At 58.7% G+C, this 25,293-nt stretch carries 28 protein-coding genes and 2 pseudogenes; 15 read left to right on the top strand and 15 right to left on the bottom strand.

What is annotated here, in order from left to right; translation table 11 throughout:
- Window positions 1-17: 17 nt before the first annotated feature.
- Together HB630_RS24890 and HB630_RS24885 are read right to left on the bottom strand one after the other, a co-directional pair.
- Window positions 18-1,145, bottom strand: a pseudogene (locus HB630_RS24890) (HWE histidine kinase domain-containing protein); the annotation flags it as partial.
- 191 nt (window positions 1,146-1,336) lie between these two features.
- Complete coding sequence (locus HB630_RS24885) at window positions 1,337-1,537, bottom strand: hypothetical protein (protein WP_213775352.1); 201 nt, start codon at window positions 1,535-1,537, stop codon at window positions 1,337-1,339.
- 428 nt (window positions 1,538-1,965) lie between these two features.
- Between HB630_RS24885 and HB630_RS24880 the strand changes: the two genes are divergently transcribed.
- On the top strand, window positions 1,966-2,652 hold the full coding sequence (locus HB630_RS24880) for a Crp/Fnr family transcriptional regulator (protein ID WP_346656137.1): 687 nt from the start codon (window positions 1,966-1,968) through the stop codon (window positions 2,650-2,652).
- Window positions 2,653-3,115: 463 nt separating this feature from the next.
- Here the strand turns inward: HB630_RS24880 and HB630_RS24875 are convergent, their stop codons facing one another.
- A complete protein-coding gene (locus HB630_RS24875; protein WP_213775350.1) occupies window positions 3,116-3,391 on the bottom strand; it encodes a hypothetical protein in 276 nt (91 codons plus the stop codon).
- Between the two features lie 53 nt (window positions 3,392-3,444).
- Between HB630_RS24875 and HB630_RS24870 the strand changes: the two genes are divergently transcribed.
- Window positions 3,445-3,849: a hypothetical protein gene (locus HB630_RS24870; protein WP_213775349.1), complete on the top strand. Its 405-nt coding sequence runs from the start codon at window positions 3,445-3,447 to the stop codon at window positions 3,847-3,849.
- Here the strand turns inward: HB630_RS24870 and HB630_RS24865 are convergent.
- Window positions 3,825-4,754: a LysR family transcriptional regulator gene (locus tag HB630_RS24865; RefSeq protein ID WP_213775348.1), complete on the bottom strand. Its 930-nt coding sequence runs from the start codon at window positions 4,752-4,754 to the stop codon at window positions 3,825-3,827. The genes HB630_RS24870 and HB630_RS24865 overlap by 25 nt on opposite strands.
- A gap of 101 nt (window positions 4,755-4,855) precedes the next feature.
- Here HB630_RS24865 and HB630_RS24860 point away from each other — a divergent pair, with 101 nt between their 5' ends.
- From HB630_RS24860 to HB630_RS24845, 4 genes are all read left to right on the top strand, one after another.
- Entirely contained in the window at window positions 4,856-6,031 is a 1,176-nt protein-coding gene (locus HB630_RS24860; protein WP_213775347.1) for an MFS transporter, read from the top strand.
- A gap of 47 nt (window positions 6,032-6,078) precedes the next feature.
- Window positions 6,079-6,537 carry a tautomerase family protein gene (locus HB630_RS24855; protein WP_213775346.1) on the top strand — a complete coding sequence of 153 codons (459 nt, stop codon included), beginning with the start codon at window positions 6,079-6,081 and terminating at the stop codon, window positions 6,535-6,537.
- 130 nt (window positions 6,538-6,667) lie between these two features.
- Window positions 6,668-7,078: a rhodanese-like domain-containing protein gene (locus HB630_RS24850; protein WP_213775345.1), complete on the top strand. Its 411-nt coding sequence runs from the start codon at window positions 6,668-6,670 to the stop codon at window positions 7,076-7,078.
- Between the two features lie 269 nt (window positions 7,079-7,347).
- Window positions 7,348-8,295, top strand: coding sequence for a DMT family transporter (locus HB630_RS24845; RefSeq protein WP_213775344.1), 948 nt, complete (start codon window positions 7,348-7,350; stop codon window positions 8,293-8,295).
- Between the two features lie 40 nt (window positions 8,296-8,335).
- Here the strand turns inward: HB630_RS24845 and HB630_RS24840 are convergent, their stop codons facing one another.
- Entirely contained in the window at window positions 8,336-9,229 is an 894-nt protein-coding gene (locus tag HB630_RS24840; RefSeq protein WP_213775343.1) for an NAD(P)-dependent oxidoreductase, read from the bottom strand.
- Between the two features lie 199 nt (window positions 9,230-9,428).
- On the opposite strand from HB630_RS24840, the gene HB630_RS24835 reads away from it, so the two are divergent.
- From HB630_RS24835 to HB630_RS24825, 3 genes and pseudogenes are all read left to right on the top strand, one after another.
- Complete coding sequence (locus tag HB630_RS24835) at window positions 9,429-10,373, top strand: alpha/beta fold hydrolase (protein WP_213775342.1); 945 nt, start codon at window positions 9,429-9,431, stop codon at window positions 10,371-10,373.
- A gap of 47 nt (window positions 10,374-10,420) precedes the next feature.
- Window positions 10,421-10,855, top strand: coding sequence for a DUF6130 family protein (locus HB630_RS24830; RefSeq protein WP_213775341.1), 435 nt, complete (start codon window positions 10,421-10,423; stop codon window positions 10,853-10,855).
- Window positions 10,856-10,965: 110 nt separating this feature from the next.
- A pseudogene (locus tag HB630_RS24825) lies at window positions 10,966-11,604 on the top strand (glutathione S-transferase N-terminal domain-containing protein); the annotation flags it as partial.
- Window positions 11,605-11,785: 181 nt separating this feature from the next.
- Here HB630_RS24825 and HB630_RS28795 read toward each other — a convergent pair.
- The 3 genes from HB630_RS28795 to HB630_RS24810 form a co-directional block, all read right to left on the bottom strand.
- Window positions 11,786-12,712, bottom strand: coding sequence for an AEC family transporter (locus HB630_RS28795; protein WP_346656136.1), 927 nt, complete (start codon window positions 12,710-12,712; stop codon window positions 11,786-11,788).
- Window positions 12,713-12,776: 64 nt separating this feature from the next.
- Window positions 12,777-13,229, bottom strand: coding sequence for a PaaI family thioesterase (locus HB630_RS24815; RefSeq protein WP_213775338.1), 453 nt, complete (start codon window positions 13,227-13,229; stop codon window positions 12,777-12,779).
- A 202-nt stretch (window positions 13,230-13,431) separates the two neighbouring features.
- A complete protein-coding gene (locus HB630_RS24810) occupies window positions 13,432-14,415 on the bottom strand; it encodes a LysR substrate-binding domain-containing protein (RefSeq protein WP_249781034.1) in 984 nt (327 codons plus the stop codon).
- A gap of 58 nt (window positions 14,416-14,473) precedes the next feature.
- Here HB630_RS24810 and HB630_RS24805 point away from each other — a divergent pair, with 58 nt between their 5' ends.
- Window positions 14,474-14,962 (top strand): cupin domain-containing protein, encoded by a 489-nt coding sequence (locus tag HB630_RS24805; RefSeq protein WP_213775337.1) that lies wholly within the window; start codon window positions 14,474-14,476, stop codon window positions 14,960-14,962.
- A 228-nt stretch (window positions 14,963-15,190) separates the two neighbouring features.
- Here the strand turns inward: HB630_RS24805 and HB630_RS24800 are convergent, their stop codons facing one another.
- On the bottom strand, window positions 15,191-16,738 hold the full coding sequence (locus tag HB630_RS24800; protein WP_213775336.1) for a Fic family protein: 1,548 nt from the start codon (window positions 16,736-16,738) through the stop codon (window positions 15,191-15,193).
- A 556-nt stretch (window positions 16,739-17,294) separates the two neighbouring features.
- Between HB630_RS24800 and HB630_RS24795 the strand changes: the two genes are divergently transcribed.
- Window positions 17,295-17,618, top strand: coding sequence for a hypothetical protein (locus tag HB630_RS24795; protein WP_213775335.1), 324 nt, complete (start codon window positions 17,295-17,297; stop codon window positions 17,616-17,618).
- A gap of 191 nt (window positions 17,619-17,809) precedes the next feature.
- On the opposite strand, the gene HB630_RS24790 is transcribed toward HB630_RS24795, so the two are convergent.
- Window positions 17,810-18,022: a hypothetical protein gene (locus HB630_RS24790; RefSeq protein WP_249781033.1), complete on the bottom strand. Its 213-nt coding sequence runs from the start codon at window positions 18,020-18,022 to the stop codon at window positions 17,810-17,812.
- Window positions 18,023-18,605: 583 nt separating this feature from the next.
- On the opposite strand from HB630_RS24790, the gene HB630_RS24785 reads away from it, so the two are divergent.
- From HB630_RS24785 to HB630_RS24770, 4 genes are all read left to right on the top strand, one after another.
- Window positions 18,606-19,253: an ABC transporter permease subunit gene (locus tag HB630_RS24785; protein WP_213775334.1), complete on the top strand. Its 648-nt coding sequence runs from the start codon at window positions 18,606-18,608 to the stop codon at window positions 19,251-19,253.
- A 159-nt stretch (window positions 19,254-19,412) separates the two neighbouring features.
- Window positions 19,413-20,282, top strand: coding sequence for an NrtA/SsuA/CpmA family ABC transporter substrate-binding protein (locus HB630_RS24780; protein ID WP_213775333.1), 870 nt, complete (start codon window positions 19,413-19,415; stop codon window positions 20,280-20,282).
- Window positions 20,283-21,014: an ABC transporter ATP-binding protein gene (locus HB630_RS24775; protein ID WP_213775332.1), complete on the top strand. Its 732-nt coding sequence runs from the start codon at window positions 20,283-20,285 to the stop codon at window positions 21,012-21,014.
- Window positions 21,015-21,072: 58 nt separating this feature from the next.
- Window positions 21,073-21,858 carry a class II aldolase/adducin family protein gene (locus HB630_RS24770; RefSeq protein WP_213775331.1) on the top strand — a complete coding sequence of 262 codons (786 nt, stop codon included), beginning with the start codon at window positions 21,073-21,075 and terminating at the stop codon, window positions 21,856-21,858.
- 117 nt (window positions 21,859-21,975) lie between these two features.
- Here HB630_RS24770 and HB630_RS24765 read toward each other — a convergent pair whose 3' ends face one another.
- The 5 genes from HB630_RS24765 to HB630_RS24745 form a co-directional block, all read right to left on the bottom strand.
- Window positions 21,976-22,866 carry a dihydrodipicolinate synthase family protein gene (locus HB630_RS24765; RefSeq protein WP_213775330.1) on the bottom strand — a complete coding sequence of 297 codons (891 nt, stop codon included), beginning with the start codon at window positions 22,864-22,866 and terminating at the stop codon, window positions 21,976-21,978.
- A gap of 81 nt (window positions 22,867-22,947) precedes the next feature.
- Window positions 22,948-23,685, bottom strand: a complete 738-nt coding sequence (locus tag HB630_RS24760) for a cyclase family protein (RefSeq protein ID WP_213775329.1) — start codon at window positions 23,683-23,685, stop codon at window positions 22,948-22,950.
- A gap of 85 nt (window positions 23,686-23,770) precedes the next feature.
- On the bottom strand, window positions 23,771-24,508 hold the full coding sequence (locus HB630_RS24755; protein WP_249781032.1) for an ABC transporter ATP-binding protein: 738 nt from the start codon (window positions 24,506-24,508) through the stop codon (window positions 23,771-23,773).
- Window positions 24,501-24,812 (bottom strand): hypothetical protein, encoded by a 312-nt coding sequence (locus tag HB630_RS24750; RefSeq protein WP_213775327.1) that lies wholly within the window; start codon window positions 24,810-24,812, stop codon window positions 24,501-24,503. Before HB630_RS24750 ends, HB630_RS24755 begins: the two co-directional genes overlap by 8 nt.
- Window positions 24,799-25,248, bottom strand: a complete 450-nt coding sequence (locus tag HB630_RS24745) for an ATP-binding cassette domain-containing protein (protein WP_213775326.1) — start codon at window positions 25,246-25,248, stop codon at window positions 24,799-24,801. The genes HB630_RS24750 and HB630_RS24745 overlap by 14 nt, the downstream gene beginning before the upstream one ends.
- Between the last annotated feature and the right edge of the window lie 45 nt (window positions 25,249-25,293).

Here is a 25,293-nt window from a genome sequence, read left to right as displayed (position 1 = left end):
ACTAGAGCGTGACCGCCCTATGGAGCGGGGCCGTCAAGACCGCGCTTCTTTTCCCGCCTCAAGATCGGACATTCCTCGGCGAGCACTCGACGGCCGCGATGTGTCATCAGCAGACGTCGGCGTTCAACCGATGGCGCGACGTCTTTGGGATATTTCATGCTTGGTTTGAGAAGCGCCGCCATTGGAGGCGACCCGCACAGCCATCGAGGCGCCCGGCCTATGGAAGCGGCAAGACGATCTCGCACTAGGCCTTGCTCGCGCCAATCGAAATGCACTTCCCCCCTGAGCTGGTGCGCAATTATATTTTCCATGACACGCGTGCCGAACCCGCGGTGCGCGGGCGGCGTGTCAGCCGGCCCGCCTGACTCGATCCAGCGTAAACTGAGCCGTCCGTCCGCCGTACGCGACCAGGCGATTTCAACGCGACCATCCGCTACCGACAGCGACCCGTATTTTGCCGCGTTGGTTGCGAGTTCATGCAAGGAGATCGCAATTGTCTGAGCCGTGTTCGGCTCCAGCAACAGGGGTGGTCCGTCAATTCGCACGCGTTCCACAGTCTGGCCGCAGTAAGGCGAAAGCTCCTGGGTGACCAGATTGTGAAGCTCCGCTCCGGTCCAGCGCGATTGTACGAACAGCCCATGGACCCGTGCGAGGGCATTGATGCGCCCTTCGATCAATCGCTTGAGATCATCGGATGTATCGGAATGAGAAAGACGCACCGTCGCCAGCACAGTGGACAAGATGTTCTTTGTTCGATGCTCGGCCTCGTGTGCGAGATTGACGATTTGCGCCTCGCTGCGTTTGCGCTCCGTTATGTCCTGGAAGCAGTTGACCGCGCCGACAACGTTTCCATCGATGTCCTTGATTGCCTCGATGTCAACGAGCGCGATGCCGCGCACGCCGTCCGGTCGCTCGATGTGTACTTCCTGTTCGCGCACGGAAATGCCGGTACGCAGCACGTCTGCCATGGGGCATTGATGGTGTGGAAGCAGACTGCCGTCGGGGCGGAACATTTGGTACGATCCACAAAATCGTTCGTTGGGGTCGCCGGGTCTAGGCGAACGACCCCATAGTTCGGCAGCGCGGCGGTTGTATTGCAGCACCAGACCGTCCCGGTCACAGACATAGACGGCAAACGGCAGTTGTTCGAATAGCCGCCAGGGTAATTCGAAAACCTATTCCTCATCCCGCCAACCAAAGACGACGCTGGCTGCGTTGACGACCGCAGCGACCTCCATTGAGGCTCTCACGGGTTGACGCTGGAGGGAGTGTATTCCGTCCGAAGATCTATCGCTCATTGCGCTATAATCCGTCCCAATTTCACGATCCGCGTCCACTATCTCGATTTGGCGGCATGTGGTGTGAGTACGCGTTTCATGTCGGCATATACTTTCAACTGCGCTGCGCTGCGAAGCGCATGCTGTCTCGCCTCTCCTTCGGGCAATTGCTTCGCCTCATCGGCGCGCGCATCTGCCTGCTCTTCCAACTCGTCGGCCGTCAAAAATACGACCTTTTTCCTATATCGGCGTGCGGCCATTGTAGCTCCGTTGAATTTGCCAAAATCTAGTTCGGGGATTTAAGCTCGCCGCGAAGCCACCCTCTCGCATCGCCGCTCATGGGGTCGCTGACCACCAAGGTTCGCTGGACACGGTCGCACTTGGGGCACGCGAAGGTACGGAATTCATAACCCGCCGGACCGGGCGCAGTGCGGTGCAAGATCGTGCGGGTCTGGCAGTGCTGACAGCGTGGGCGCTCTATGACGCTGAGGGACGGCCCAGTGGATAATGCTCGTAAGCCGGGCATGGGAGGCACCCCTTCAATCAGGCGGGTGCATAACGTGCTGCCGGACACCCACCTCTGACGGGGGGGGGGGCATTTTCACGCCGTGGAAATCCGCCTGTTGGTCAATATTGACCAAAACACGCGATATTTAATATTTAGGCATTGGTGGCCAAAGGAGGGCTCGTGAAGCCTGCAAAGCGACAATTCGATCCCCAGGCTTTTCTGGCCAAGGTGGGGTCCGGCAAGACGATTTCGAAATATCGTAAAGGCCGGATCATCTACGCCCAAGGCGAAGAGGCCGACAGGATTTTTTACATCCAATCAGGCAAGGTGCAGGTGACCGTTGTTTCTGAACAGGGCAAAGAAGCAGTCGTCGGCATTTTGGAAACTGCGCAGTTTTTTGGCGAAGGATGCCTGAATGGTCAGGCGGTCCGCGTTGGATCCGCGAGGGCGATAGAGGAGTGCGTTATCACCTCCATAACGCGGAGGGCGATGCTGGCGGCGCTTCGGAAGGAGCCAAGGTTTTCAGAGCTTTTCATGACCTATCTGGTGACCCGGAGCAATCGCATCGAAGAAGATTTGATCGACCAGTTGTTCAATTCGAGCGAGAAGCGGCTCGCACGTCTTCTTCTTTTGCTTGCCAATTTCGGGAAAAATGGAAAGCCGACACCCATCGATGCTTCGATCAATCAGGCTACCTTAGCGGAGATGATCGGAACGACCCGATCCCGCGTGAGCTTTTTCCTGAACAAATTTCGCAAGCTCGGATTGATCAGCTACAACGGAAAGATCGAAGTGCATCGCTCTCTGCTGAACGCGGTCTTATACGAAAAACCTCAGTTGGAGAGAGACGAAAAGCCGGCCGAATAGAGCGGCTGATCGCACGACAGCGGCTAAACGTGTGGCCGCCTTACTTCCGGTCCCGCGCCTCCGCCGACAATGCAAGTTTAAGCCATTCCTCAGCGACCCGGAGCCAAGCTTCCTTGTCCAGCGGGTTGTAGGCCCGAGCTGCTTGCTCTCGCGCCTCTTCGGCTTGCTTACGCAATCTGACTGCTTCGTCTTGCACCATCACTCGACAATTGCATAACCCGGCCTTCCGATCCAATCGTGCCTTTTGATTTCAGATTTGCGTCGATCTTGCCTATTTTTGCCATTTTGGCGGCAGGGCTTCCACTCTGGAACCAGACATAGGGTGAGCCGCAGAAAGGGGCTTGACGTCACAGATCGGATTACAGAAGGGATGGAAGCCCGAAGGGTGAAAACCCGAAACTCGGGGTTTCAGCGCAAGCCGACAGCCCGGTCCCGCAGGGAGACGGCGATCTTCAAGACACGCTCAAGGCGCCAACCGCGGCAACGCGTTTTCCAGGTGATACATCGCACCGAGAACCCACACGCCCCCCGCCGCGGCAGATGGAACGATGTCGATGTGAGAGGATGAGACGCGCTCGCGCAAAGTCCTTGCGATGTCATCGAGCTTGTCTCCTGAGACCAGAACGCAAAACGAAGACCAGCTCCGCTCGACATCAAGGTCGCGCTGTTGTGCATCTTCCAGCGCGATCCAGGCTCCGCCGATCTTTGCAAATTGCCGCCGAACAATTTCGTGTTTCACGTCGCCCCCGTGACGGGTGTATGACCGAGCGCGTCCGACTAGGGGCGTATCTCATGCAGCGACTGGCTCGCCGCATCATAGACGCGGATCTGAAGCATCGGGAACCGCTGTTTCAATTCGGTAGCCCCGCGCTCGGCTCCTTCCTTGGTACTGAACTCGGTCTTGATGCGACCATCGATCTCAAGGGCGTAACCGGTCGTTGGTTTGTTTTTGGAAGTGAGCGCCATGTCCCCTCGCCCGTCGGCATATCATCGATCCACTCTGGCTACGGCGAGTCTGGCCACTCAGGCAAGTTCAATGAGCGATGGACAATGCGCCCGCCGCTGCGTGCCGATTCGGCTGCTGATGCAAATCGAGCTTCACTTTTGAATACTGAGCACGCCTTGCAATCGCACAACGATTTCACCGAAGATGGACGGTTTGCCATCAAACATCATCGCCGACGTTTCACACCCTGATTTGAATCAGGCGCCTGCGCGTCGAGTGCGGCCTCGAGCGCGCTGCTGAGACATTCGATCGGTTTCACAAGTCTCCCCACCGGCGGCCGGCGGACGATCCAGGCCCGGACTCTTGGTTCGAAGTCCTGCACAGGAATGATCCGGAGGGCGTTGCGCAGCGGGCTGTTTTCAATTGCAACTCTTGTCGCCAGGGTGATCCCCAGCCCGCGCGCGACCAGCGACAGGCGAAGATCCGAGCTCAGGACCTCCACACCTATTCGCAGAGGCAGATGTTCCTGCTCGAAGCTGCGCTGGATCACACTTCGAAAGCCGCAGCCGTCCTGGTTCATGATCCAGGGAAACGGCGAGAGGTCTTGCAGCGTTGCGGGAGAAGGCAAATCCAGCGATGGAGCAGCCGCCACAAATAGCGGCTGGACGTCGAGCGAGTCCGCCTCGATCTCGGTCGGCGGATTGATTCCATCCGGAAGGCAAAACGCCGCGACGTCGATATCGCTGCGACGAAGCTGCTCCAAAAGCTGTTCGGGCCACCCGACCGTGATGCGCAGCATGAGAGCCGGAAAGCTGCCACGAAGCCTGTCAGCGAGCGTCGTGATCCCGACCTCCGATAGATAAGGCGAAATGCCGAGCCGGAATTCTCCGCTGACGACTCCTTCGGGCGACAATCCCGTCTTGAGATCGGCCAACACGCCCAGCATCCGCCGTCCGTGCGCATAGGTTTCACGGCCCGCCGCCGTTGGCTTCAAGGGCTTCGATTGCCTGTCCAGCAGGGCGACCCCAAGCCGCTCTTCCAGACTCTGGATGCGGCGGCTCACACCGGGCTGCGTGAGATGAAGCCGCACTGAAGCTCCGACGATCGAGCCGGTCTCCACCACCGCCAGAAAGGCCTCGAGGTCCCGCGTGTTCATGCGACTCTCGTATAATCGTAATGAGAATTACTGAATTGTCTCATACAATCAAAGCCGTATCTTGTCATCAAACAATATGCGGGTTTGATGATATGTTACAATTGGGCACCGAGCGGCACGTCTTGAGCGGCGGTGCGGTTCCTTACCGGCGCCTCTGGTCGGCCTGTTTCCTGGGCTTCGCCGCGATTGGCATGACGATGCAGGTCATGCCGGCCTATGCCCACGAGTGGCTGGGAGCGGATGCGGTCACCGCAGGTCTCGCAGTGACCATCGGATCTCTGGCCACCATGTTCTCGCGCCCGATCTCCGGACGGTTTGCCGATCAAAGCGGTGGCCGGCGCGTGGCGATGATCGGAGCCATCCTCGGCCTGATCGGCGGCATCGGCCATGTGGCGACAAACCTGCCCGTCCTGGTTCTGGCCCGGCTCCTTCTCGGCGCTGGCGAAGGCGCACTGTTCACGGGATCCGTCGGTTGGATCCTGACGCACACAGCGCAATCACAGCGGGGCAAGGTCGCCGGACATTTTGGCCTGTCGATGTGGATGGGGCTGGCGTCCGGACCGATGCTCGGCACCGCACTTATGGCGATCGGTACCTATCGCGATGTCTGGAAGGCCGCGAGTATCATTCCGTTGCTCGCGTGGGTGTTGGTTGCATTGACGCGGCGTGAGGCCCGTGTCTCGCACGGCGGCACGACTATCCGCCGCGCCCTGTTTCCAAGGGCAGCATGGGTACCCGGCGCTTCGGGCGTATTCGCCAGCATCGGCTATGGAATCATCGCGGCGTTTCTGGTGCCGCGCTTCGCGGCGCTCGACTTTGCAGGCCAGAGCTTCGCGCTCACCGTATTCGGCGTCGCGTTTATGATTATGCGCTTCCTGGGCAGCGGCTATGCAGACCGTTTCGGCGGGAGGCAAGTTCTTTTCTCAGCCTTCCTGATCGAATCCGCCGGACTCGCGGGCTTATTTCTCACACATGTCGAGTGGTTCGCTTTCGCCTCGACAGCGTTGGCAGGCGCAGGATTGTCGCTGCTGATACCGAGCGTCACGAGTCTGGTGACCGAAGCTGCGGATCCTCGCGAACGAACCGCAGCCCTGGGTGCCGTGACGTCCGCGTGGGACCTGGGCACCGCTATCGGCGGCCCGTTGGGCGGTCTTGTCGCCGGCGCCTCGAATGCCGGGCCGTTCGCCCTCGGCGCCATCGCAGCACTGATCGCGATAGCGCCACTGGCGATAAACGCCAAACGCGAGCGCCCTTTCGCGCCTCCAGAGAGGCCATGATTCGATTTCGTGTATCGCGTCTGACTCAATGATGAAAGGAAGCCAAAATGCCCAGTTACATCGTGACATGCGAGGAAGGCCGACTGAGCGACACGCAGAAGAGCCAAATCGCCGAGGCCGTGACCCGCGCTCATGGAGAGGTGACCGGCGCGCCCTACTACTTCGTCCGGCTCACGTTCAACGAAGTCAATCCCCACAATTACTTCCTGGGTGGCACTCACCTTCATGGCAACGAGATATTCGTTCACGGCACCATCCGCGAAGGCCGGCCGACCGACATGAGGGACGCGTTGATGGCCCGCCTGGCGACTGATGTAGCTACCGCCTCCCAGATGAATATGAATTGCATCTGGGTGTATTTGTCGGAGCTGCCGCCGAAGCAGATGATCGAGTTCGGCCGCGTTCTTCCGTTGCACGGCAAGGAAGCGGAATGGTCAGCCGCGCTCCCGGAATCCGAGAGGACGCGCCTCAACTCAATTGGCCTTCCCAGGAAAATTGTCGCCTGAACCGAAGGCAGCGGAACTATCCGCAATCTCGCGGCCAAAGTTCGACGATCGCCAGAGGATCATTCCCATTCCTTTTCATCTCTTCCGGCGGGGCAATCGACCCCGCCGTCTCGATCGCATGGAGCAGCTGATGAGTCTCGTCACCGATATTCCCTTCGCCGATCCCCGTGATGTTGAACAACGATATGCTGAACGCCTGCGCTTTGAGACAGACTGCTGGGATGTGCATGAAGCGATCAGGCTGCGCCAACAGGACTTTGTCATCCTCGATGTGCGTGGACCACAACTCTACGAGACTGCGCATGTGCCCGGCGCAATCAACTTGCCGCACGGCAAGATGACAGCCGGGAAGCTGCAAGAATGGCCGGACGATACGCTGTTTGTCGTTTATTGCGCCGGCCCCCACTGCAACGGAGCTGATCGCGCCGCTCTTCGGCTCGGACAATTAAGGCGCAAAGCAAAAGTCATGATCGGCGGCATCACCGGCTGGGCTGACGAAGGGTTTGCTTTTGCTCAAGGGAAGGACCGGCCGCGCGCGTAGGAGCGCCTTGTCGGTATTGCGAACATCATGAACGCCATCCGCACTTCTATCTTCCGACATTTACTCTCCCTCATTGCTGATCTCCGAGAGATACGCCAGATGCGCACGCAGCAAAGACTTCTGAGCTCGCTGACACGTCGCGAGCTCGCCGATATCGGCTACGGCCAATGCGATCGCGATCAACCCACGGCCAGCAGTCGCGCAGGATGTCAAGAAACTCGCTAAGGCGCCGAACACGGAGTTCGGCATCCTCACAAACCGGAGGTGTTGTGTCTCAAAGCTATTTCAAGGGCGCCGCCCTGTGCCTGACTGCGACCACCGTCTGGGGCGGGATGTTTCCGGTGATGTCGACGGCCCTCAGCCACGTCGACCCGTTCACCTTCACGTCCATACGTTACGCGATCGCCGGGCTGATGTTTATCATCCTGGCCGTGCTTATCGAGGGGCAAAGCGGAATTGAGCTTCGGGGACAGCGCATCGGCCTAGCCTGGCTATTTGGAACCGCCGGCTTCGCCGTCTTTAACTTTCTTATATTCTTCGGGCAACAGCTTGCGGGCAAGGATGGCGCCCTAACTGCGTCAGTCATGGTTGCAACCATGCCCATGCTTGGCCTTCTGGTGAACTGGTACGTCACAAAGACCGCCCCTTCGCCCTACTCGTTTTTCTTTATCTTCATGTCGTTCGTTGGCGTTGTCTTCGTCGTCTCCAAGGGCAACATCGCGGCGATTATTGACAGCCCGCAAAATTACATCGCCGATGGCATCATGCTTTTTGCCGCTTTGTGCTGGGTCATCTACACGGTCGGGGGCACATTTTTCCCAGCATGGTCATCCTACAAATATACGGCCGTCACCACCGTGCTCGGATTGTTGAGTGCGATTGTCATCAATGTAGTTTTGTTTGCGAGCGGAGCCATTCCCTTTCCCTCGCATGACGACTTCGGAGACATCCTGCCCCAGATGGCCTACATGTCATTGGTCGCGGGCGTGATAGGCGTCCTAGGCTGGAACCTTGGCAACAAGATCATCACGCCCGCCAACGGCGTCCTGTTCATGAACGCCGAGCCGATCACGACTTTCATAATTTCAGCGATCCAGGGAAATATCCCAGATAAAATGCAAATAGTCGGCGCTAGCCTCACATGCACAGCACTTGTTCTGAACAGTGCCTATCTTAGACTCCGCGCGGCAACTGCCTCTATCCGCTCCGCTGGATAATCCGTCTGGGAAACAGCGGGCCTGAACAATTGAAAGGCGGTCACGCAAGCGCTGCCGTTCGGGCCTCCATAGCCTTCACAACAGCAACCATGTCTTCGCCGCCATGACCGAGCGCGAGTGTTTCCTGATAGAGCGCGTAGCACGTTTCGATCAAAGGTGAAGCAATACCGGCTTCCCGTGCAGCCTCAAAGATTAATCGATTGTTCTTCAGAACGTCTGCGATGGCGGCGTGAACGGAAAAATCACGTTGAACGAGCTTCGGCACCTTCACCCGTGAAATATCGCTCGCCATCTGGCCGCCATTGAGAGCCGCGGCGAGTTGATCGAGATCCAGATCGTAGCGCTCTGCGAAATGCACGGACTCGGCCAGACCCGTCACGGTTGCCAGCAGAAAAATGTTGACCGCAAGTTTCATGACGAGCGCTTTCGGAACAGCGCCACAAACAATGGTTTCACGACACATTGGCGCCAGCAATGGGCGAACCCGCGCCACCGCATCGGTTGCCCCAGCCAGCATCCCAACGAGTTGGCCAGCTTCCGCCGGCTTTCGCGAACCGGACACCGGTGCTTCGACATAGTGACCACCGGCTGACCGGATATCCGCTTCAAGCGCACGCGAATAGGCCGGAGACGTCGTTCCCATGTGAACAATGGTGCGGTCCCTTACACGAGAAACGAACTCGTCCTGGTGACGCCGCAGGACCTCATCAATCGCGTCCCCGTCAGTCAGCATCAAGACAATAACCTGGGCACGGGCGAAAACCTCGCTGACGTCGCGGGCGCTTTCCGCGCCGGCAGCCGCCAGCGCATCCGTCTTCCTCAAGGATCTATTCCACACCAGAAGCGGCGTCCCGGCTTTCGCCAGATTGAGCGCCATCGGGGTGCCCATCGAGCCCAATCCGATAAAGCCGACAGGTTGCACGATTTCGCCCATGACAGTTCCCCTCACAAAGCCCGAGCGACGACGCTTCACCCTGCAAGACGACGACAATCGCAATGGAAGAGCGATGCCGCAAAGGAGAAGGCTTCCATGACAGATGAACAATCTTCACCCGTTGTCGCAAAGATATCGTTTGAGCGGAGGGCGTTTCGTCAAATCAAATGGGCGGAGCGAACGTGCCTCAGGATAAGACGTGTCGGATCTTGATCTCATGCCTGGACCCCTGACGCTGGTGGCCGGTGACGGGTACAGCATCGGAGGTTTTCTATGGCGCCATTCGGAGTCCATAGGCGAGCCGCGCCCCGTTGTGATCGTCAACCCCGCCACGTCAGTCCGCTGCCGCTACTATTCACGCTTCGCCGCTTTTTTGTTCGAGGCCGGGTTCGATGTCATCCTCTATGACTATCGGGGGATCGGCGAGTCGCGGCCGGCGACGTTGCGCGGCTTTGATGCCGGCTGGATCGACTGGGGCGTCCAGGACTTCGAGGCCGTTCTGCAATATGCCGATCATGCATTCTCCGGTCAGCCGATCCATGTGATTGCCCACAGTATTGGCGGCCTCATCATTGGCCTTGCGGAATCCAACCACCTCATTCGCCGCATCTTCACAATGGGCGCGCAATTCGCCTATTGGCGTGATTACGCTGCGGATCAAAGGCTCCAGTTGCTTGCGAAATGGCACCTCGCCATGCCGCTCCTGACGGTGGCCTTCGGCTATTTCCCAGGTAAGAAACTCGGCTGGCTCGAAGACACACCGAAAGGCGTGGTACGGGACTGGGTTCTGAGCCGCGCGCGATTTGAAGACACCTGGCACGGCCGCTCAACGCTCCGCTATCCAGGAAAGCAGGCCCTTGTGGAACGGTTCGCGTCGGTCAACGCCCCTACGCTCGCGATCAGCGTGACCGATGACGAGTTCGGCACCATTCCGGCAGTGGAGCGTCTTCTGGGATATTTCCGAAACAGTTCACGAACGCATCTGCGAATTGCGCCTCACTCTATTGCCGAACCGGCTATCGGCCATTTCGGATTCTTTCACAGCAAGTTCGAGCGGACACTATGGCGAGTTCCATTGGAATGGCTGACGTCAGGCAAGCTCGAACCGAATTGTCCCGGCACGGTGATCACATCCGATCGGTAGCCGCAGCCCCGCAGTTGAAACAGCCACATCCAGCACAAGGATCGTTCATGATACATCGTTCAATTCTCGCCGCCGCGACGCTATCCTTACTTGCAATGGCTGCCCCGATCGCATCGCGCGCGGACGGTGCCGAACACGCGATGCATGAGCCTTCAACAGCGGCCCAGCCGTCAGCTTCTCTGGCCGTAATGGAGGCACTCGCGGGACCCTTGTCCAGGGGCGTTACGGTCATCCCGTTCCGAACGGAAAATCTGAAGATCGTTCCTGTCTATGGAGAAGCAGCACTGAGCGTCACGCCGCGCATTGGGCATCTTCATATTACAGTGGACGACGCGTCCTGGCACTGGCTTCATGCAACCGAGGAGCCGATCGTCATTCAGGGATTGCCCCCTGGCGCACACCACGTCCTCCTGGAGCTTGCCGATGCCAATCATCATGTCCTCGACAGCAGGACGATCCGCTTCGACATTCCACGGCCCTGACGGCGGGTGATCGAATCCATGAGAAGCGGACAAAACGACTTCGGATCGCCTCCGAGAAACGGGCCGGATGATATTCACCACTGTGGCATCTCATGATCGGCATCCATCTCATGGCAGACCTATCCCGATTTCCAATCACACGGCGCTGGCCGGCTCAGCGTCCCCACCTGCTTCAGTTCTACTCACTGCCAACCGCCAATGGGGTGAAGGTATCGATCATGCTGGAGGAAATTGGTCTGCCCTATGAGGCGCACAGGATCGACACCGGCAATAACGAAACCCACACGCCAGAATTTCTGTCGCTGAACCCTGTCGGCAAAATCCCCGCGATCCTTGATCCTGACGGTCCGGGAGGGCAGCCGCTGGCGCTGTTCGAATCCGGCGCCATCCTGCTCTATCTCGCCGAGAAGACCGGCAGGTTGCTTTCCGCCGATCCGGCCGGGCGGATTGAGACGATTCAATGGGTGTTCTTCCAGATGGCGAATGTCGGCCCAATGTTCGGCCAGTTCGGCTTCTTTCATAAATTCGTCGGCAAGGACTACGAGGACAAACGCCCGTTCGAGCGCTACAGGGCCGAAGCCGAACGTCTTCTCAATTTACTGGAGATGCGCCTCGACGGGCGTTCATGGATCATGGGCGAGGACTATTCGATCGCCGATATCGCCTTGATCGGTTGGATACGCCACCTTGTGGGTTACTATGGTGCTGGCGACCTTGTCGGATACACCAGCATGAAAAATGTCCCCGCCTAGCTCGACCGATGTCTTGCGCGTCCCGCCGTGACGCGCGGGCTCGCAATACCGGCCTTGACCGCTCCATGAACCGATCGGCTTTCTTATCGGACCCAGATCCTGCGGATAGGAGCGCAAGCAATTGCACAGGCAGCCCCCACTTAAAATCTGAATGACGCTATCAGAATGGTCACAGGCGTCAGCCGAGCACCAGCCACGCAGCCAGAGGTACGGTCGCAACGCTCACAAGAGTTGAGAGGACAATCCCCGCGGAAACAACATCATGATCGGCCCCGTAGCGCTGGGCCAAAACATAGATATTACCGGCCGGCGGCAAGGCCGCGATCAGAATGCCTTCTTCAAGCCAGAAGGTCCCCGTCCTGAAAATATAAGTCAGAACACCCCAGACCAGGACGGGATAAATGACCAGTTTGGTGACAGCGATAGCGCCGGCGGCGATGGCCGTCTTGCGATCAATCTTCTGCAACGCCAGCGCTCCGCCGAGCGCGAACAGAGCTGTTGGTCCGGCGGAGGCGCCGAGAAATCCAAGGAAGCGATCGACCGGAGCCGGAAGCGGAAAGCCTGTGGCGGCCAGAACAGCGCCGATCACGATTGCCATGACAATCGGATTTTGAACCGTGCCCCTCAACGCCAGCGAACGCACGCCCATGCCGCCGTGCGCGGCTCCCATGAGCACGCCGCCGACGGTGAGCAGAATCATGATCTCGGCCAGGATCGCCATGGCGAGGGGTCCTGCGCCGCGCTCGCCGAAAAAGGCCAGCATCAGCGGCGGACCGAGGAAGCCGAGATTGCTGACCGTCGCTGTGGTCGCGTAAGCGCCGGCGACGGCGACACTCCGCCCCGTCAGGAGACGGAAAACGCCGAAGGCCAGCATGAATAACAAACCTCCGCTCGTCAGGTATCCGCCGTAGAACGTCAGGTTAAACGAACTGGTGAGCGGTTGACCAGCGACCAACCGGAACACCAGCACCGGCAGCGCGAAGCGGAACGAAAACACACCGAGCGCATCGATGACGGTCTGATTTGACAGACTCATGCGTGTGGCAATCCAGCCGAGCGCGACCACGCCGAAGATGGGAAGGCTGAGCGCGATGAACGAGATCACGGCACGATCACCATTGGGCGCGCAAACGCGTGGCCGCCACAACGCGGGGACAGATGCCACATCATCAGGATGCGGGCCCGGACGCCGGCGCGCGGATCATGCTCTGCTGCAAGCCGGCGCAAAGTGAACGTCGTCCGGCCTGCTCGACATAGATATCGACACGGGTCACACAGATTGACTGCCCTGCTTGCAGCACCTGCCCTTCGGCAAAGAGAGTCTCGCCTGCCGCCGGGCGCAAGAAATTGATCTTATATTCGAGCGTGAGCACCTCGCTGCCGACGGGCAGCACGGTCAGCGCGGCGTAGCCGCCGGCGTTATCCCCGACCGATCCAATGATCCCACCGTGGAAAAAGCCCTGCTGTTGTCCAATGGACTCATTGAACGGAAGCGTAATGATGCATCGCCCAGGCGCGAGCAGGGTCAGTTCGGCGCCGATCGTCCGCATCAACCCCTGGCGTTCAAAGCTGGACCGCACCTCAGAGAGCTTGAGCCCTGAAAGCTCCGTCGTGTCGCTCATGATGGCGAAGGCAATCGGGCAGTCGCTACAGCCATCATGGCAGGCGTTCCTCTGAGATCGGTGGGAACGCTACCGTTAAGATTCAAGCACTCCCCGCGACCACGATGCCGGGAAACGGCAGGCGGCGACAAAGGAAAAGATTTTGATGACGGAAGAGGAGCGCTCACCTGCGGCTATCGAGCAAACGCGAGACCGCCGAGATTTACGCCAACAGATGTCCTGCCAAGTGGCCCTCAAATGCCTCGGCTTCCCGCACCAACCAGCGTCTGAAGCCCACAAGATCGGAACGATGAGCCGTTCCTTCCGAACTCAACAGCCAATAAGCGGTATCGGCCACGATCACCTCAAGGCCAAGATCGACCAGCGTCCCGGAGACAAGCTCGCGATTGACTAACGGTCGCCGACCCAGCGCCACGCCAAGCCCCATGGCGGCCGCCTCAAAGGCGAGCTGGATTGTATCGAAGTGAAGCCCCTTCCCCGGCTCGATGCCGTTCGTTCCCGTTTTTTCCAACCAGGCCCTCCAATCTTCGCTTGCCGCGCTGACATGGATGAGCGTGGCACGGCGAAGATCAATGTCTCCATTTCCATCGCATAGCGTGTCGCGATAGGATGGGCTGCACACCGGGACCAATTGCTCTCCAAACAATCTGGTCCAGCCCGAATCTGCGGCAGAGGACCGGCTCATTCTCAGGGCAAAATCGAACCCATCGACGGGAAAGCCGACCTGCCGGCGAGACGTGTCGACGCTCACATCGACATTCGGCCAGCGGTCGCTATAACTATGCAGCCGGGGCAACAGCCAACGCGATGCAATGGTTGGCGCGCAGCTCACCGCGATCGTCCGCTTCTTTTGTTTGTTCGGAAGGCGTTCAGTGCCGACCGCAATCAGGGACAGTGCCTCGGACACATAAGTCAAGTAATCGGCCCCCTCCGGAGTGAGCGAAAGCCCTCGCGGTTCTCTAACGAAAAGCGCAACCCCAAGAGCCTTCTCCAACGCCACGATTCCATGACTCACGGCGCTCGGCGTCACATTCAGTTCGCCGGCGGCGAGCTTGAAACTCTGGTGTCTGCCGGCGGCTTCAAAAAACCGGAGCGAGGAAAGTGGTGGAAGGCGAAGTGCCATCATAGACTCCTGATAGCTCGCCGTCGCGGTGAAAGCAGCATAAACACGTTGTTCAAGCAGCAATCATCGCCTTGGCTAGGCATCACTGAACCCGCAACATTATCAGGACGGAAGTCAGCAAATGCAATCGAAGCTTACGGAGAACGCAGGCGCAATCGAGGCCTCGGCGGCACCGCCACGTCAGAAGCCATCCAATTACCCGCCGGCCTTTGCAGCCAAAATGGCGGGGCGGGTGAAACGCCCTCTGGGTGATATTTTTGGTCTTAAAAACTTTGGCGTGAACCTGACAACACTTCCATGTGGAGCAAGCTCATCTCTTCACCATCGACATTCCCATCAAGACGAATTCATCTACGTCGTCGCCGGGACGCCGACGCTTTTTACAGATAAAGGCGCGGTCAAACTGGAGCCGGGCATGTGCGCCGGTTTCCCCGCCGGGGGCACGACACATCACCTGCTCAACGAAGGTCCTGAAGACGCGATTATCCTCGAGATTGGTGATCGCAGCCATGGCGACAAAGTCGCCTATCCGGACGATGATCTGGTCGCGGTACGAACAGACAGTGGAACTTGGCGCTTCGAGCACAAGGATGGGTCGGCCTATGAATAACCTCTGACACCCACCGTCCGCTTCGCGCGGTGGACCCATGCTCCACATGCTTGCCGCGATGGCTTGCGGCCGCCACAATCGCCCTGTTGTCCTGGCGGAGACTTCAAGCCGTCAGCAGCAGACCCTAGCGTGAAAGAGTTTTCTCTGGATCCTCGGGTGTTACAATCTTTTCCATTGGCTCTTCCGTCTTTCAGTAGCAAAGCTCCAGGTCAATGACATCTGACACAGTCAATTGGCCGGCCCATCATCCGGCGAGAATGCAGCTTGATAGAGCTCTTCAATCTTCGTGACTTCTTCTGGCGTCAGTTGGGAGAATTCGTTGTCGCGGGCGCGCTTTGAGAGTCGCCCTTCATTCTGCTGTAAGAATCCAAGGAGGACGTTGAGGGTCCGCTCCGGCATATCGATCATGCTTTCGACACCTGCGCGGAAGGTGTCAAAGCTTCGCAAGAATTGCGTTTCCTTCGGCAGATCCTGTTCGATGGTCCGCTGCACGCATTCGTAGAGAAACTCGGCGTGCGACGTTACGTCGAAGAAGCGGTAAAAGTCACCGGTGTCGTTCAGGACCTTGACGTTGCCTTGTGGAGTTGGCTCCCATTCGACGCATGGAAGCAATCTGCTCGAATAGCTTTCCAACACGTCCTTGTATTCGCCGATCTTGTCGAGGATGGCGGCAGAAACCGGAAAGTGGATTCCAGCGGGATTGAATCCGCGCCGCGCCAGGACATGGTGCATCAGGTATCGGTGGATACGGCCATTGCCATCCTCGAACGGATGGATGTAGACGAACCCAAAAGCCAGCACGGCGGCAGCGATAACGGGATCAATCTCGTTTTCCGCCGCCTGATCGAATGCGATCAATCCGCGTACGAGCGAAGCGATATCTTCGTGACGCGCGCTGATGTGATCCGGGATAGGTCTCTGCGTCTCGCGGTCATGCTCGCCGACGAAGCCGCCGTCGTTACGGAAGCCGAGCTTCACGAAGCGCTCGTCGCCGATCACGATCCGCTGCAGGCGCAAGAACTCCGCCTCATCGAGCGGCGTCTGTCCCGCTTCGCCGATGACCCTGCCCCACCGCTGGATGCGATCTTGCGGCGGTCTCTCGCCTTCGATGAAGTAGCTCGACTTCGAGTCCTTGAGAAGAAGGAAGGCGGCAGTGCGGGCGAGTATATCCTTCGGGACCTGGCTTACCGCCACACGGGCGCGCTCCTTGAGATCCTGCGCAACATATTCCGTAAGTCTCTGCGTCTTGAATACGAGCGGGCAGAAGTCCGGCGTCCCTGGCAGGTTGTTGCGGACGCGGTGCCGTACCGAATTCCGCCCGGAGCTCGCATATTGGAGTTCGGTATCGACGGCATCGACATAGGAGACCTTGTCTGCCGCGCGCAGATTGAGTTCGCGCCCCAACAGCCATTCATAGAAAAACCAGATGCGGCGCGTGTAGAGCCCGGTCGGCTTTTGCTTCACAAGCTCTGCTATCTCGTCCTCGTTCACGGCAAGGAAAAGCCGCTTCAGGACTGCGAGGTCGAGGCCTTCATTCTTGAGCGCGAAGGTGAGATGCCCCTCAAGTGTCGCGTCTGGCGCATGACGTGGCGTGTAGATGCGCCATCCCCCCTGCTCGATGATACGGTGCTTTGTTCCGATGGCGGAGAGCACGCGTGGCACTGGGGCGGACAGGTGGTAGGCGTCAATCAGCGCGGCATAGCCAGCCGGGGTCGCGGCCTCCGGCAGCCTTCGGTCATGAAAAACGCTCGCTGGGCCTGAAAACTTTGTCTGCATTGGCTCAATTTATGAAAAACATTCTCGGCCGTGAATTTCGTTCGCGATTTCAACTCCGCGCCGAAATCAGATCCTATCACACGAAAAACCTTTTCAAGAGATAATACCTATGAAAAATCTTCACTGCGTACCGTAAAAGCGCGAACCCGAATGGTGGCAAGTCGAACCAGCCCTCGTTCAACCACTCAATACATGAGGCCAAAGCCACAATTCCAAGTGGAATTCCTAACAAACATACAAGATTTTTAACGGGATGCGGCATAGTTGGAACCAAAAGTCCCTATCTTCTCCACGTCGCAGGGCCGCTTGTTATTGTCTTTGGCGTGGTCGGTCTCTGCGCGAGCTGGGACTATTCCGCAGGTCCTTTGATCTACACTCGCTTTGGCCTCGCCGACCCGATCTTTTTCCTGATGTTCGGAATAGTCGCAGTCGTTGGGACCTATTACGCACAAGCAGCCTCCCATTTCCCAGCGGATCGTCTCGGAGTCGTTCTTCAGGCGCTGCCGCTCAACGCGTTCTGGTCGGACTGCCGATTGGCGGCCTTGTGACCAACGTCATGCTGGTTGACGATATCTGCGATCAGACCGAAGACCGCGCGAAGGGCTGGCGTACGGGAGCGGTTCTTTTCGGAGTGGACTGGAATCGGCGCGAGATCATGATCTTCACGGTCTTTGCGTATCTAACGCCATTCTGGTTGTGGGTGGGTCTCGGCTACAGTGCTTGGGTTTTGCTCCCGCTGCTGACGCTGCCGCGCGGCTGGTCAATCGTGAAAGCGGTCTATTCCGTCGAGAGAAATGTGTTGGCTCTCGATTCGACCCCAAAGGGCGCATTTCTCGCATTCTATTATAGCGCGCTGCTCGGACTTGGGCTTGCTCTCTAGGTGTGAGGCCGACCTGCCCCGAGGGTAGCGGTGCTCAATCAGAGGCTGATGGCGGGAGCTCGCTGGGGAAATGTCGGAACGATTGGGTTGATGCAAAGAGATGACGTTATCGTCGCTTAGGTCTTGGCTGAGGTGGATCGGAGCGTGAGTTTGCGAGCTTCGTTCGAGGCTCAAGTGCCGGCTGCCGATCCTTATTGTCGTGTAAGAACGGCATCACAGTCGCCTTTCGACAGCTCGCAGGAAGGTCTCGACGTGGGCATTGATGCCGCAGGCACTTCGAGATTGACCGTGTGGCCGGTGTTGGGCGCTATCCAAAGCCCTGCATTGGGAAGCGTCGCCTTCAGCATCAGATTGGTATCGAGACAGGCAGCATCCTCGTCGCCGACGACGAGGATGACATACAACAAGACCCGCCGATCAACGCGAGACAAACGGAGTCAATACCTCCACCGATGCGACTCTTCCGATAGGTGCGGTCGTATGGGTACGGTATCCGCCGAGGCCAAGCAAATCGGAGAGACATATCTCCGTAGCGTATGGACCTGGGTTGCGTCGTCTCTCGCACTCAACGCGACATCAGCGAGCAACAAAATACGCCTATTCGTCATTTGCCAAAGAGAAACGCATGCACGCACATGCCAGTATTATGAAATTCGCTTCTATTGATCTAGCGAGAGCAACGTGATGCCTTCCAGTCATCGCGCATTTTTCTTCCGCAGTGCTTTACACCATTCCGAACTGAAGATGTGCGATGACCGCGACGATTATGTCCTCGTGGAATCCGAATTCGTCGTCGCGTAGCGGCTCATCCGGGCTTGCTCGTCGGGAGCGCCGTCAACAATGATGAGTAACGGTGAACGGTCCAGGTCCGCATTCTCGATTGCCCAGCTTCTCCCCTGGCTGAGTTCAATTTCGATCCTACTTCTTTGGTATTTCGCCTCGCGCTACGGCCTATTACAAGAGCAAATTCTTCCCGGTCCGAACGCGGTGCTGCACGCAGGTTGGGAAGCCGCGGAGGACGGCTCGCTATGGCGCGCGATTGGAGCCAGCACCTTTCGCGCCTGCATCGGATCACTGATCGGATTTCTTTTCGCGGTGGTGATCGGGGTTGGCGCGGGCTTCTCCAGAATCGGCGAATTGATCTTCGACAAGCCGGTGCAGATGATCCGTTCCATTCCATTCACGGCGCTGGTGCCGCTTTTTATTCTATGGTTCGGAATTGGTGAAGAAGCGAAAATCCTGCTGGTCGTGTGGGCCGTGTTCATCCCACTCTATCTCAACACCTTCAGCGGCATCCGCAACGTAGACCGCCGCCTCGTCGAGGTTGCGAAGGTATACAAGCTGTCGCCGCTTGAGATTTCGCTTCGCGTTCTGCTTCACGGCGCGTTGCCATCGGTTTTGGTCGGGCTGCGTTATTCGCTGGGCCTGGGATGGGCCGTATTGATCGTCGCAGAATCGGTGAATGCCAAGAACGGCATCGGCGCGATGCTGTCGATGGCACGGCAATACGCGCAAACCGACGTCGTGCTGCTCTGCATATCGCTCTACGCCATCCTCGGGCTGATCACGGACCTGCTGGTGCGGCTTCTCGAAGATCGGCTGCTGCAATGGCGCACCGGATACATCGCTCAATAGCCCGCTCGGCCTCGTCGTTTCGTAGAACAGGGAAATGCAATGTTGAAGAACTTACGTGGCCTCGCGGCGGGTTTGGTGCTTACATGCCCCATTTTCATGGCTTCCGGCGGATCATTCGCGGCCGACGAGAGACCAATAACGGAAGTTCGCATTGGGCAGTTGCCCGCCGCCAACAGCCTGACCATCCAATCGCTTGACGACGACGGCGGCACCTTGCGCGAACCGCTGGCGAAAATTGGGGCGAAGGTCGTCTGGGCAGGCCCATTCGCCAGCTACCCGGCGGCCTCGGAAGCGGCCAAGTCCGGCAAGATCGATATCACGTCCAGCGGCTTTGCCAGCCTGGTAAACGAGGCAAAGGTAAAGAGCGACATTCTGCTGTTCGCAATCGAGTCGAATCATCTCGGCGAAGGCATCGTGGTCCGCGGCGATTCCGGTATCAAGACGATCGAGGATCTGAAGGGTAAAAAGATCGCCGTGAACTTTCCCGGAGGCACCGGCGAATACATTCTTTTTCGCACGCTGGAGGAAAACGGTATCAGCCGCGAGGGTATCAACCGCATCAACATCAACAACCCGGAGGACGGCGTAGCGGCATTCGCCAGCGGCGACGTGGATGCGATCGCGACATGGGACCAGTATCTGGCCTCCGCCATCAACGTGCCGGGGGCGTTGCTTCTGGTGGATGGTAAGCAGATCAAGTCACTCAATAGCTGGGTACATTTCGTGACCCGCGACTTCGCGACCAAACATCCCGAAGCCGTGAAGGCCGTATTCGACGGCCTGGTCGCGGCCGCCGCCAAGATCAACGCGGATCCCTCGATCGATTCCGCCGCCTACAAACGGCAGGGCGCGCCAACCAAAATTATACAGACGATCTCGAGCTGGAATTTAAAACCAAGGATTATCCCGATCGACGCCGAAGGCCTGAAACTCGTCCAGCAGATTGCACGCCAGACCTACGCCTATGGTTTCCAGCCCCAGTTGATCGATGTGACGAACAACGTCTTCGATGTCACCAAGGTCAAGTAGATGACGGCCGCGGTCGAGATCAGGGGCGTACGGCGATCGTTCGCAGACGTCGCGGTGCTCAAAGGCGTTGACCTCAGCATCCGGCGCGGCGAGTTCGTCGCGCTTCTCGGGCGATCGGGCTCTGGCAAGAGCACGCTACTGAGGATCCTCGCTCGTCTCGACCAGCCCGATAGCGGCCTCGTGGATGGAACCGAGAACACCGCAGTCGTATTCCAGGAGGCGCGCCTTCTGCCGTGGGAGAGGGTAGCAAGCAACGTCGCCATGGGGCTGACCAGGGCGGAGGCGAGAGCGCGCGTCCGCAACGCGCTTGACGAGGTCGGCCTGTCGCACCGCTGGAACGCATGGCCAGCCACGCTCAGCGGCGGAGAGGCGCAGCGCGCCTCGTTGGCGCGAGCCCTGGTGCGTGAGCCGCACCTTCTCTTGCTCGACGAGCCCTTCGGCGCGCTCGACGCCCTCACCCGCATCACCATGCATGAGCTTATCATTGAACTCTGCGATCGCCATCGCCCCGCGGTGTTCATGGTGACGCACGATATCGACGAAGCGATCAAACTTTCCGATCGCGTTCTCGTGATCGATCAAGGACGAATCGATCGCGAATTGCGCATCAAGCGCCTGGCCGATGGATCGGTCGCGCCGGATTTTGGCGACAAAGCCCGGGCCGATTTGCTCGACGCGCTTGGGGTGAATCGAACCGCGCGAAGCCGGCCAGTGCTTCTTTCAGCTTCGTAGCCCGCGCCTTCGTCGCCAGCGGAATATCTTAAAATTCCTTTGATGGGGTATAAATACCATGCTTAGCGAGAAAACCAGACAATCCCTCGAACGGCGAGCCTCCCTGCGATCGCGGATAACGCCAGCGGAATGGCAGGCCCGGGTCGATCTTGCCGCGTGTTATCGGCTGTGCGTGCATTATGGCATGACCGACATGATCTATAACCACATTTCGTTGCGCGTACCCGGCACACAGGATGAATTCCTGATCAACGCGTTCGGCTTCCTGTATGAGGAAGTCACTGCTTCGAATCTGGTGAAGGTCGACATCAACGGCAATCCGCTCGACGAAGACCCGCTCGATATCAGTCCGACCGGGTTTGTGATTCACTCCGCCTTGCACAAGGCGCGGCTGGATGCGGCCTGCATCTTCCACACCCATACCAAGGCCGGCGTTGCGGTTTCCTCACAAAAGGATGGCCTGCTGCCAATCTCGCAACACGCATTGCGGTTCTATAACCGTATCGGCTATCACGCTTTCGAAGGCCTCGCGCTTGACATCGATGAACAACAGCGCTTGGCGCACGATCTCGGTTCGCACAACGTTCTGATCCTGTCCAATCATGGCCTGCTGACATGCGGCAGGAGCGTGCGCGACGCATTCGAGCTGATGTATTATCTGGAAATGGCATGCAAGATTCAGATCGATGCGCTGGCGGGCGGCAGAGAGTTGATCTACCCGCCCACCGAAATATGCGAACGTACGGCACGCCAATTTGAGAACTTCACCCCCTTTGTGGCCGACCGCGACTGGCACGCCCTCCTGCGCCAGCTCGACAGGAACCGGGAGAATTATCATTCATAGCGGCAAAAGACAGTCGTTGTTGGGGCATAAGAATTCAAAGAGGACTGTTCTATCTGTTCGACGCCATCGACCGGACCTCGAAGCTCGCCTTCACTGAACGCCATGCCGAGGCGACCTTCAACGCTGGGAGAGGACGGTCGTTGCAAGATACGCATGCAAGGCGTTGAGATCGTCGCCTTTCACGGGCGCATAAGGCGGATAAGGCTGACCAGCCTGAATGCCGATATAGGCGGATGCAGCCTTCATCACGGCCGCCAAGCCATAAGGCATCCATCGCGCGGGAAAGAGCGCGAATTGCTTCTGCAACACGACGGCCCGCGCGACATCCCCTGCCTCGAATGCATCGATGGCAAGGCGGGCGATCTCGGCAGCCGGCGGCGGCAGCGTGATTCCCGAGCCGCCGAGTTGCAGCGCAATCAACAGCAATTGCAGGGTCGTGAAATAGCGCGCATGTCCGGCATGCTCGATTTCGACGATCAAGCGCGATACACGCGTCACATCGCGAGAGCTTTCCTTGACGTACTTGACCTGATCGAGCTTGGCGAGCTCGATGGTCGCCGGAACTGAGACATCCGCGCCGGGGCCCGCGTTCAGATACAGCATCAGTGGAAGGTTGCTTTCCCTGGCAACCGACTCAAAATAGCGGACCAGTTCCGCCGTGGTTGGCGTTCCGCCCGTCGGCTTTAACGGCGCCAACAATTGAATAGCGCTGGCGCCAAGCTGTTCCGCATAATGCGCCAGTTCAATTGCGATCCGGAACGACGGATGGGAAACGCCGACCACCACCGGACGCCGGCCGTCGACCGCATCGATGGTCTCCTTGATAAGCGTCTTTCGCTCCTCGAAGGACAGGTACTGGTATTCCTGCGCTTCGACACCGGCCGCGATCACCATCGTGGCGCGGCAGCGCTCGACGACATAGTCGACGCCTGACTTTAACGCCTTCAGATCGATTTTCAGATCATCTGTGAATGGGGTCAGAGGTGGAACGATCGTCCCGAAAGCCATGTGAACACCTTGTTGTTGGAGAATTGAAACGCAAATTTCATCGAGACGCGCAAAAGCATCGCGCCATGATGAAGACGTCCATCACTCATGGACTGTCCTTGCCACGACGCGAGCCGGTGCGCCGTCACCGCCCTCGATATTCAACGCGCCAAAGAAGAATTCGGCGCGGCCGCCCGAAAGCTGCTCATGGCCCGTGAGATGCTCGCAGATCAAGATCCCGTTCTTCAGAAGAATCTGATGAATGGGCCAGAGAAAGCCCGCCGGCCGCCGATGGGTCGGCAAATCCGGCGTGCCAAAATCGATCGCCAGCAGCTTGATCTGCTTCTCGACCAGCCACTCCGCGGCGGCGGCGCTGAGACTGGGGTGCCGATGGTAAAGATCGGATGCGGTGTAGGCCGCCCAGCCCGTATACAGGGCGACAATGTCGCCCGGACGTACCGCCGGCGTCGCGCGCTCGAAATGGTCGGCTTCGATCAATTCCTCAGCACCGATCTCGATGCGCCAGACCACGCCGGGACCGGATAGCCTGCTCAGGGGCACGTCTTCGAAGGCGGGACCGTCGAAGAAAAAATGGCGCGGCGAATCCACATGGGTGCCGGTGTGAGCCACCAACTGCAATTTGCTGACATTGATGGGATCATCGGGCAACGACTTCAGCTTCTCAAGACGAGGCGGCGGGAAGCCGGGAATGTTCGGCGTATTCGCCCCGATCGGATGAGTCAGATCCAGCCAATCGCCGGCGGGCGTCAACGGAGCTGTTTTCGGCAGCGCCGGCCATCCGCGCCACCCTTTTCCAAATTGACCATGATGTTCACACATGTCGATCACCTCATAAGATGGAATTATTCGCGTTGTCCAAAGGATGGATGGATATATCGGCAGCCCGTCATTGTTGGATGCGCCTTCAGGCGACCTCTGACTCACCGAGATAAGCGCGCTGGATGGATTCATCCGCCGCCAGTTCCGCAGCCGTTCCCTCTCGAATGACATGGCCGTGCTGAAGCACATAGGCGCGATCGGCTAGTTCGAGAGCGAGCCGGGCATTCTGCTCGACGATGAGGATGGTCAATCCCGCCGCTTTCCAGCCCGCCAATACCTCATAGACCTGATCGACGAAGCGCGGCGAAAGCCCCATCGACGGCTCGTCGATGCATAACAGGCTGGGCCGCCGCAACCAGGCGCGCCCGAGCACCAGCATCTGCTGTTCGCCACCCGAGAGCGTCCCTGCAGCCTGTTGACTGCGCTCCTTGAGACGCGGAAATACCTTGAACACCTGCTCCAGATCATCGGCGACATGCTTGGGATCATGTCGGCGGGGATAGGCACCGAGCAGAAGATTCTCGCGGACCGACATGCGCGGGAAGACACGCCGCCCTTCCGGCACGCTGCCGACGCCGCGGTCAATGATATCGGGAGTCGACAAGCGGTCTATCCGTTGCCCGTCGAGATGAATTTCGCCACGGGTCGGATGCACCAGACCGAGTACGGACTTCAAAGTTGTTGACTTGCCGGAAGCATTGCCGCCGAGCACCGCCACGACCTCGCCGCCATGAACCGAGATCGACACACCGAACAGCGCCTGAACCGCGCCGTAGTACACGTCGACCGCATCTATCCGCAAACGAACCGCCTTTTCAGCCAAGACGTGCATCCCTGAAGAGTTGTCTTTCCGGGCGTGAATGGCCGAGATAGGCCTCTACGACGGCAGGATGGCTGAGCGCCTCGTCCGGCGGTCCTTCCACCAGAAGCGTTCCCTGATTGAGAACGAGCACCCGGTCCGCGACACGGCGAACGAACGACAGCTTATGCTCGATCACCAATATGCCCATCGCCGGATGCTGGCGGCGCAGGTCGATCAGGAGATCCGTCAGCTCGGCGGTCTCGGTGGGATTCATCCCCGCCGTCGGCTCATCGAGCAGCAGGTAATGTGGCTCACCCGCCAGCACGCGCGATCTCGAGGCGGCGCCGATTGGCATAGGACAGGCTGGACGCCTGTGCCTCCCGTTTGGGCCACAGCCGGTCACCGAAGAGTTTCAACGTCGCTTCCGCAACGGCCTCCTGACGCGCAACCCGGCGACGCCAGAACGGCAGGCCGAACAGAACGCTCAAGGATTCCCGCAAGGGATCGATGAGCGTGCGGCCCTCGCCGCGCAACAACGAAAGCTGCCGACCGATCAGAACGCTGTCCCAGATCGTCAACGCCGGAAACACCCGCGACGTCTGAAATGTGCGGCCCACGCCCAACGCCGCAATACGCTCCGGGGCAAGGCCGTCAGCGCGCGCGCCGTCGACAAGGATGGCGCCGGCATCAATCCGGTCCACGCCGCTCATCAATTGCATCAGCGTCGACTTGCCGGCCCCGTTGGGACCGACCAGCGCCACCGTTTCCCCGGGCCGCAGATGCAGGGAGACACCATTCACGGCATG

Origin of the sequence: Bradyrhizobium sp. dw_78 (assembly GCF_018449525.1) — a bacterium.
GTDB lineage: Bacteria > Pseudomonadota > Alphaproteobacteria > Rhizobiales > Xanthobacteraceae > Bradyrhizobium.
This window is presented reverse-complemented; position numbering and strand designations above follow the sequence as displayed.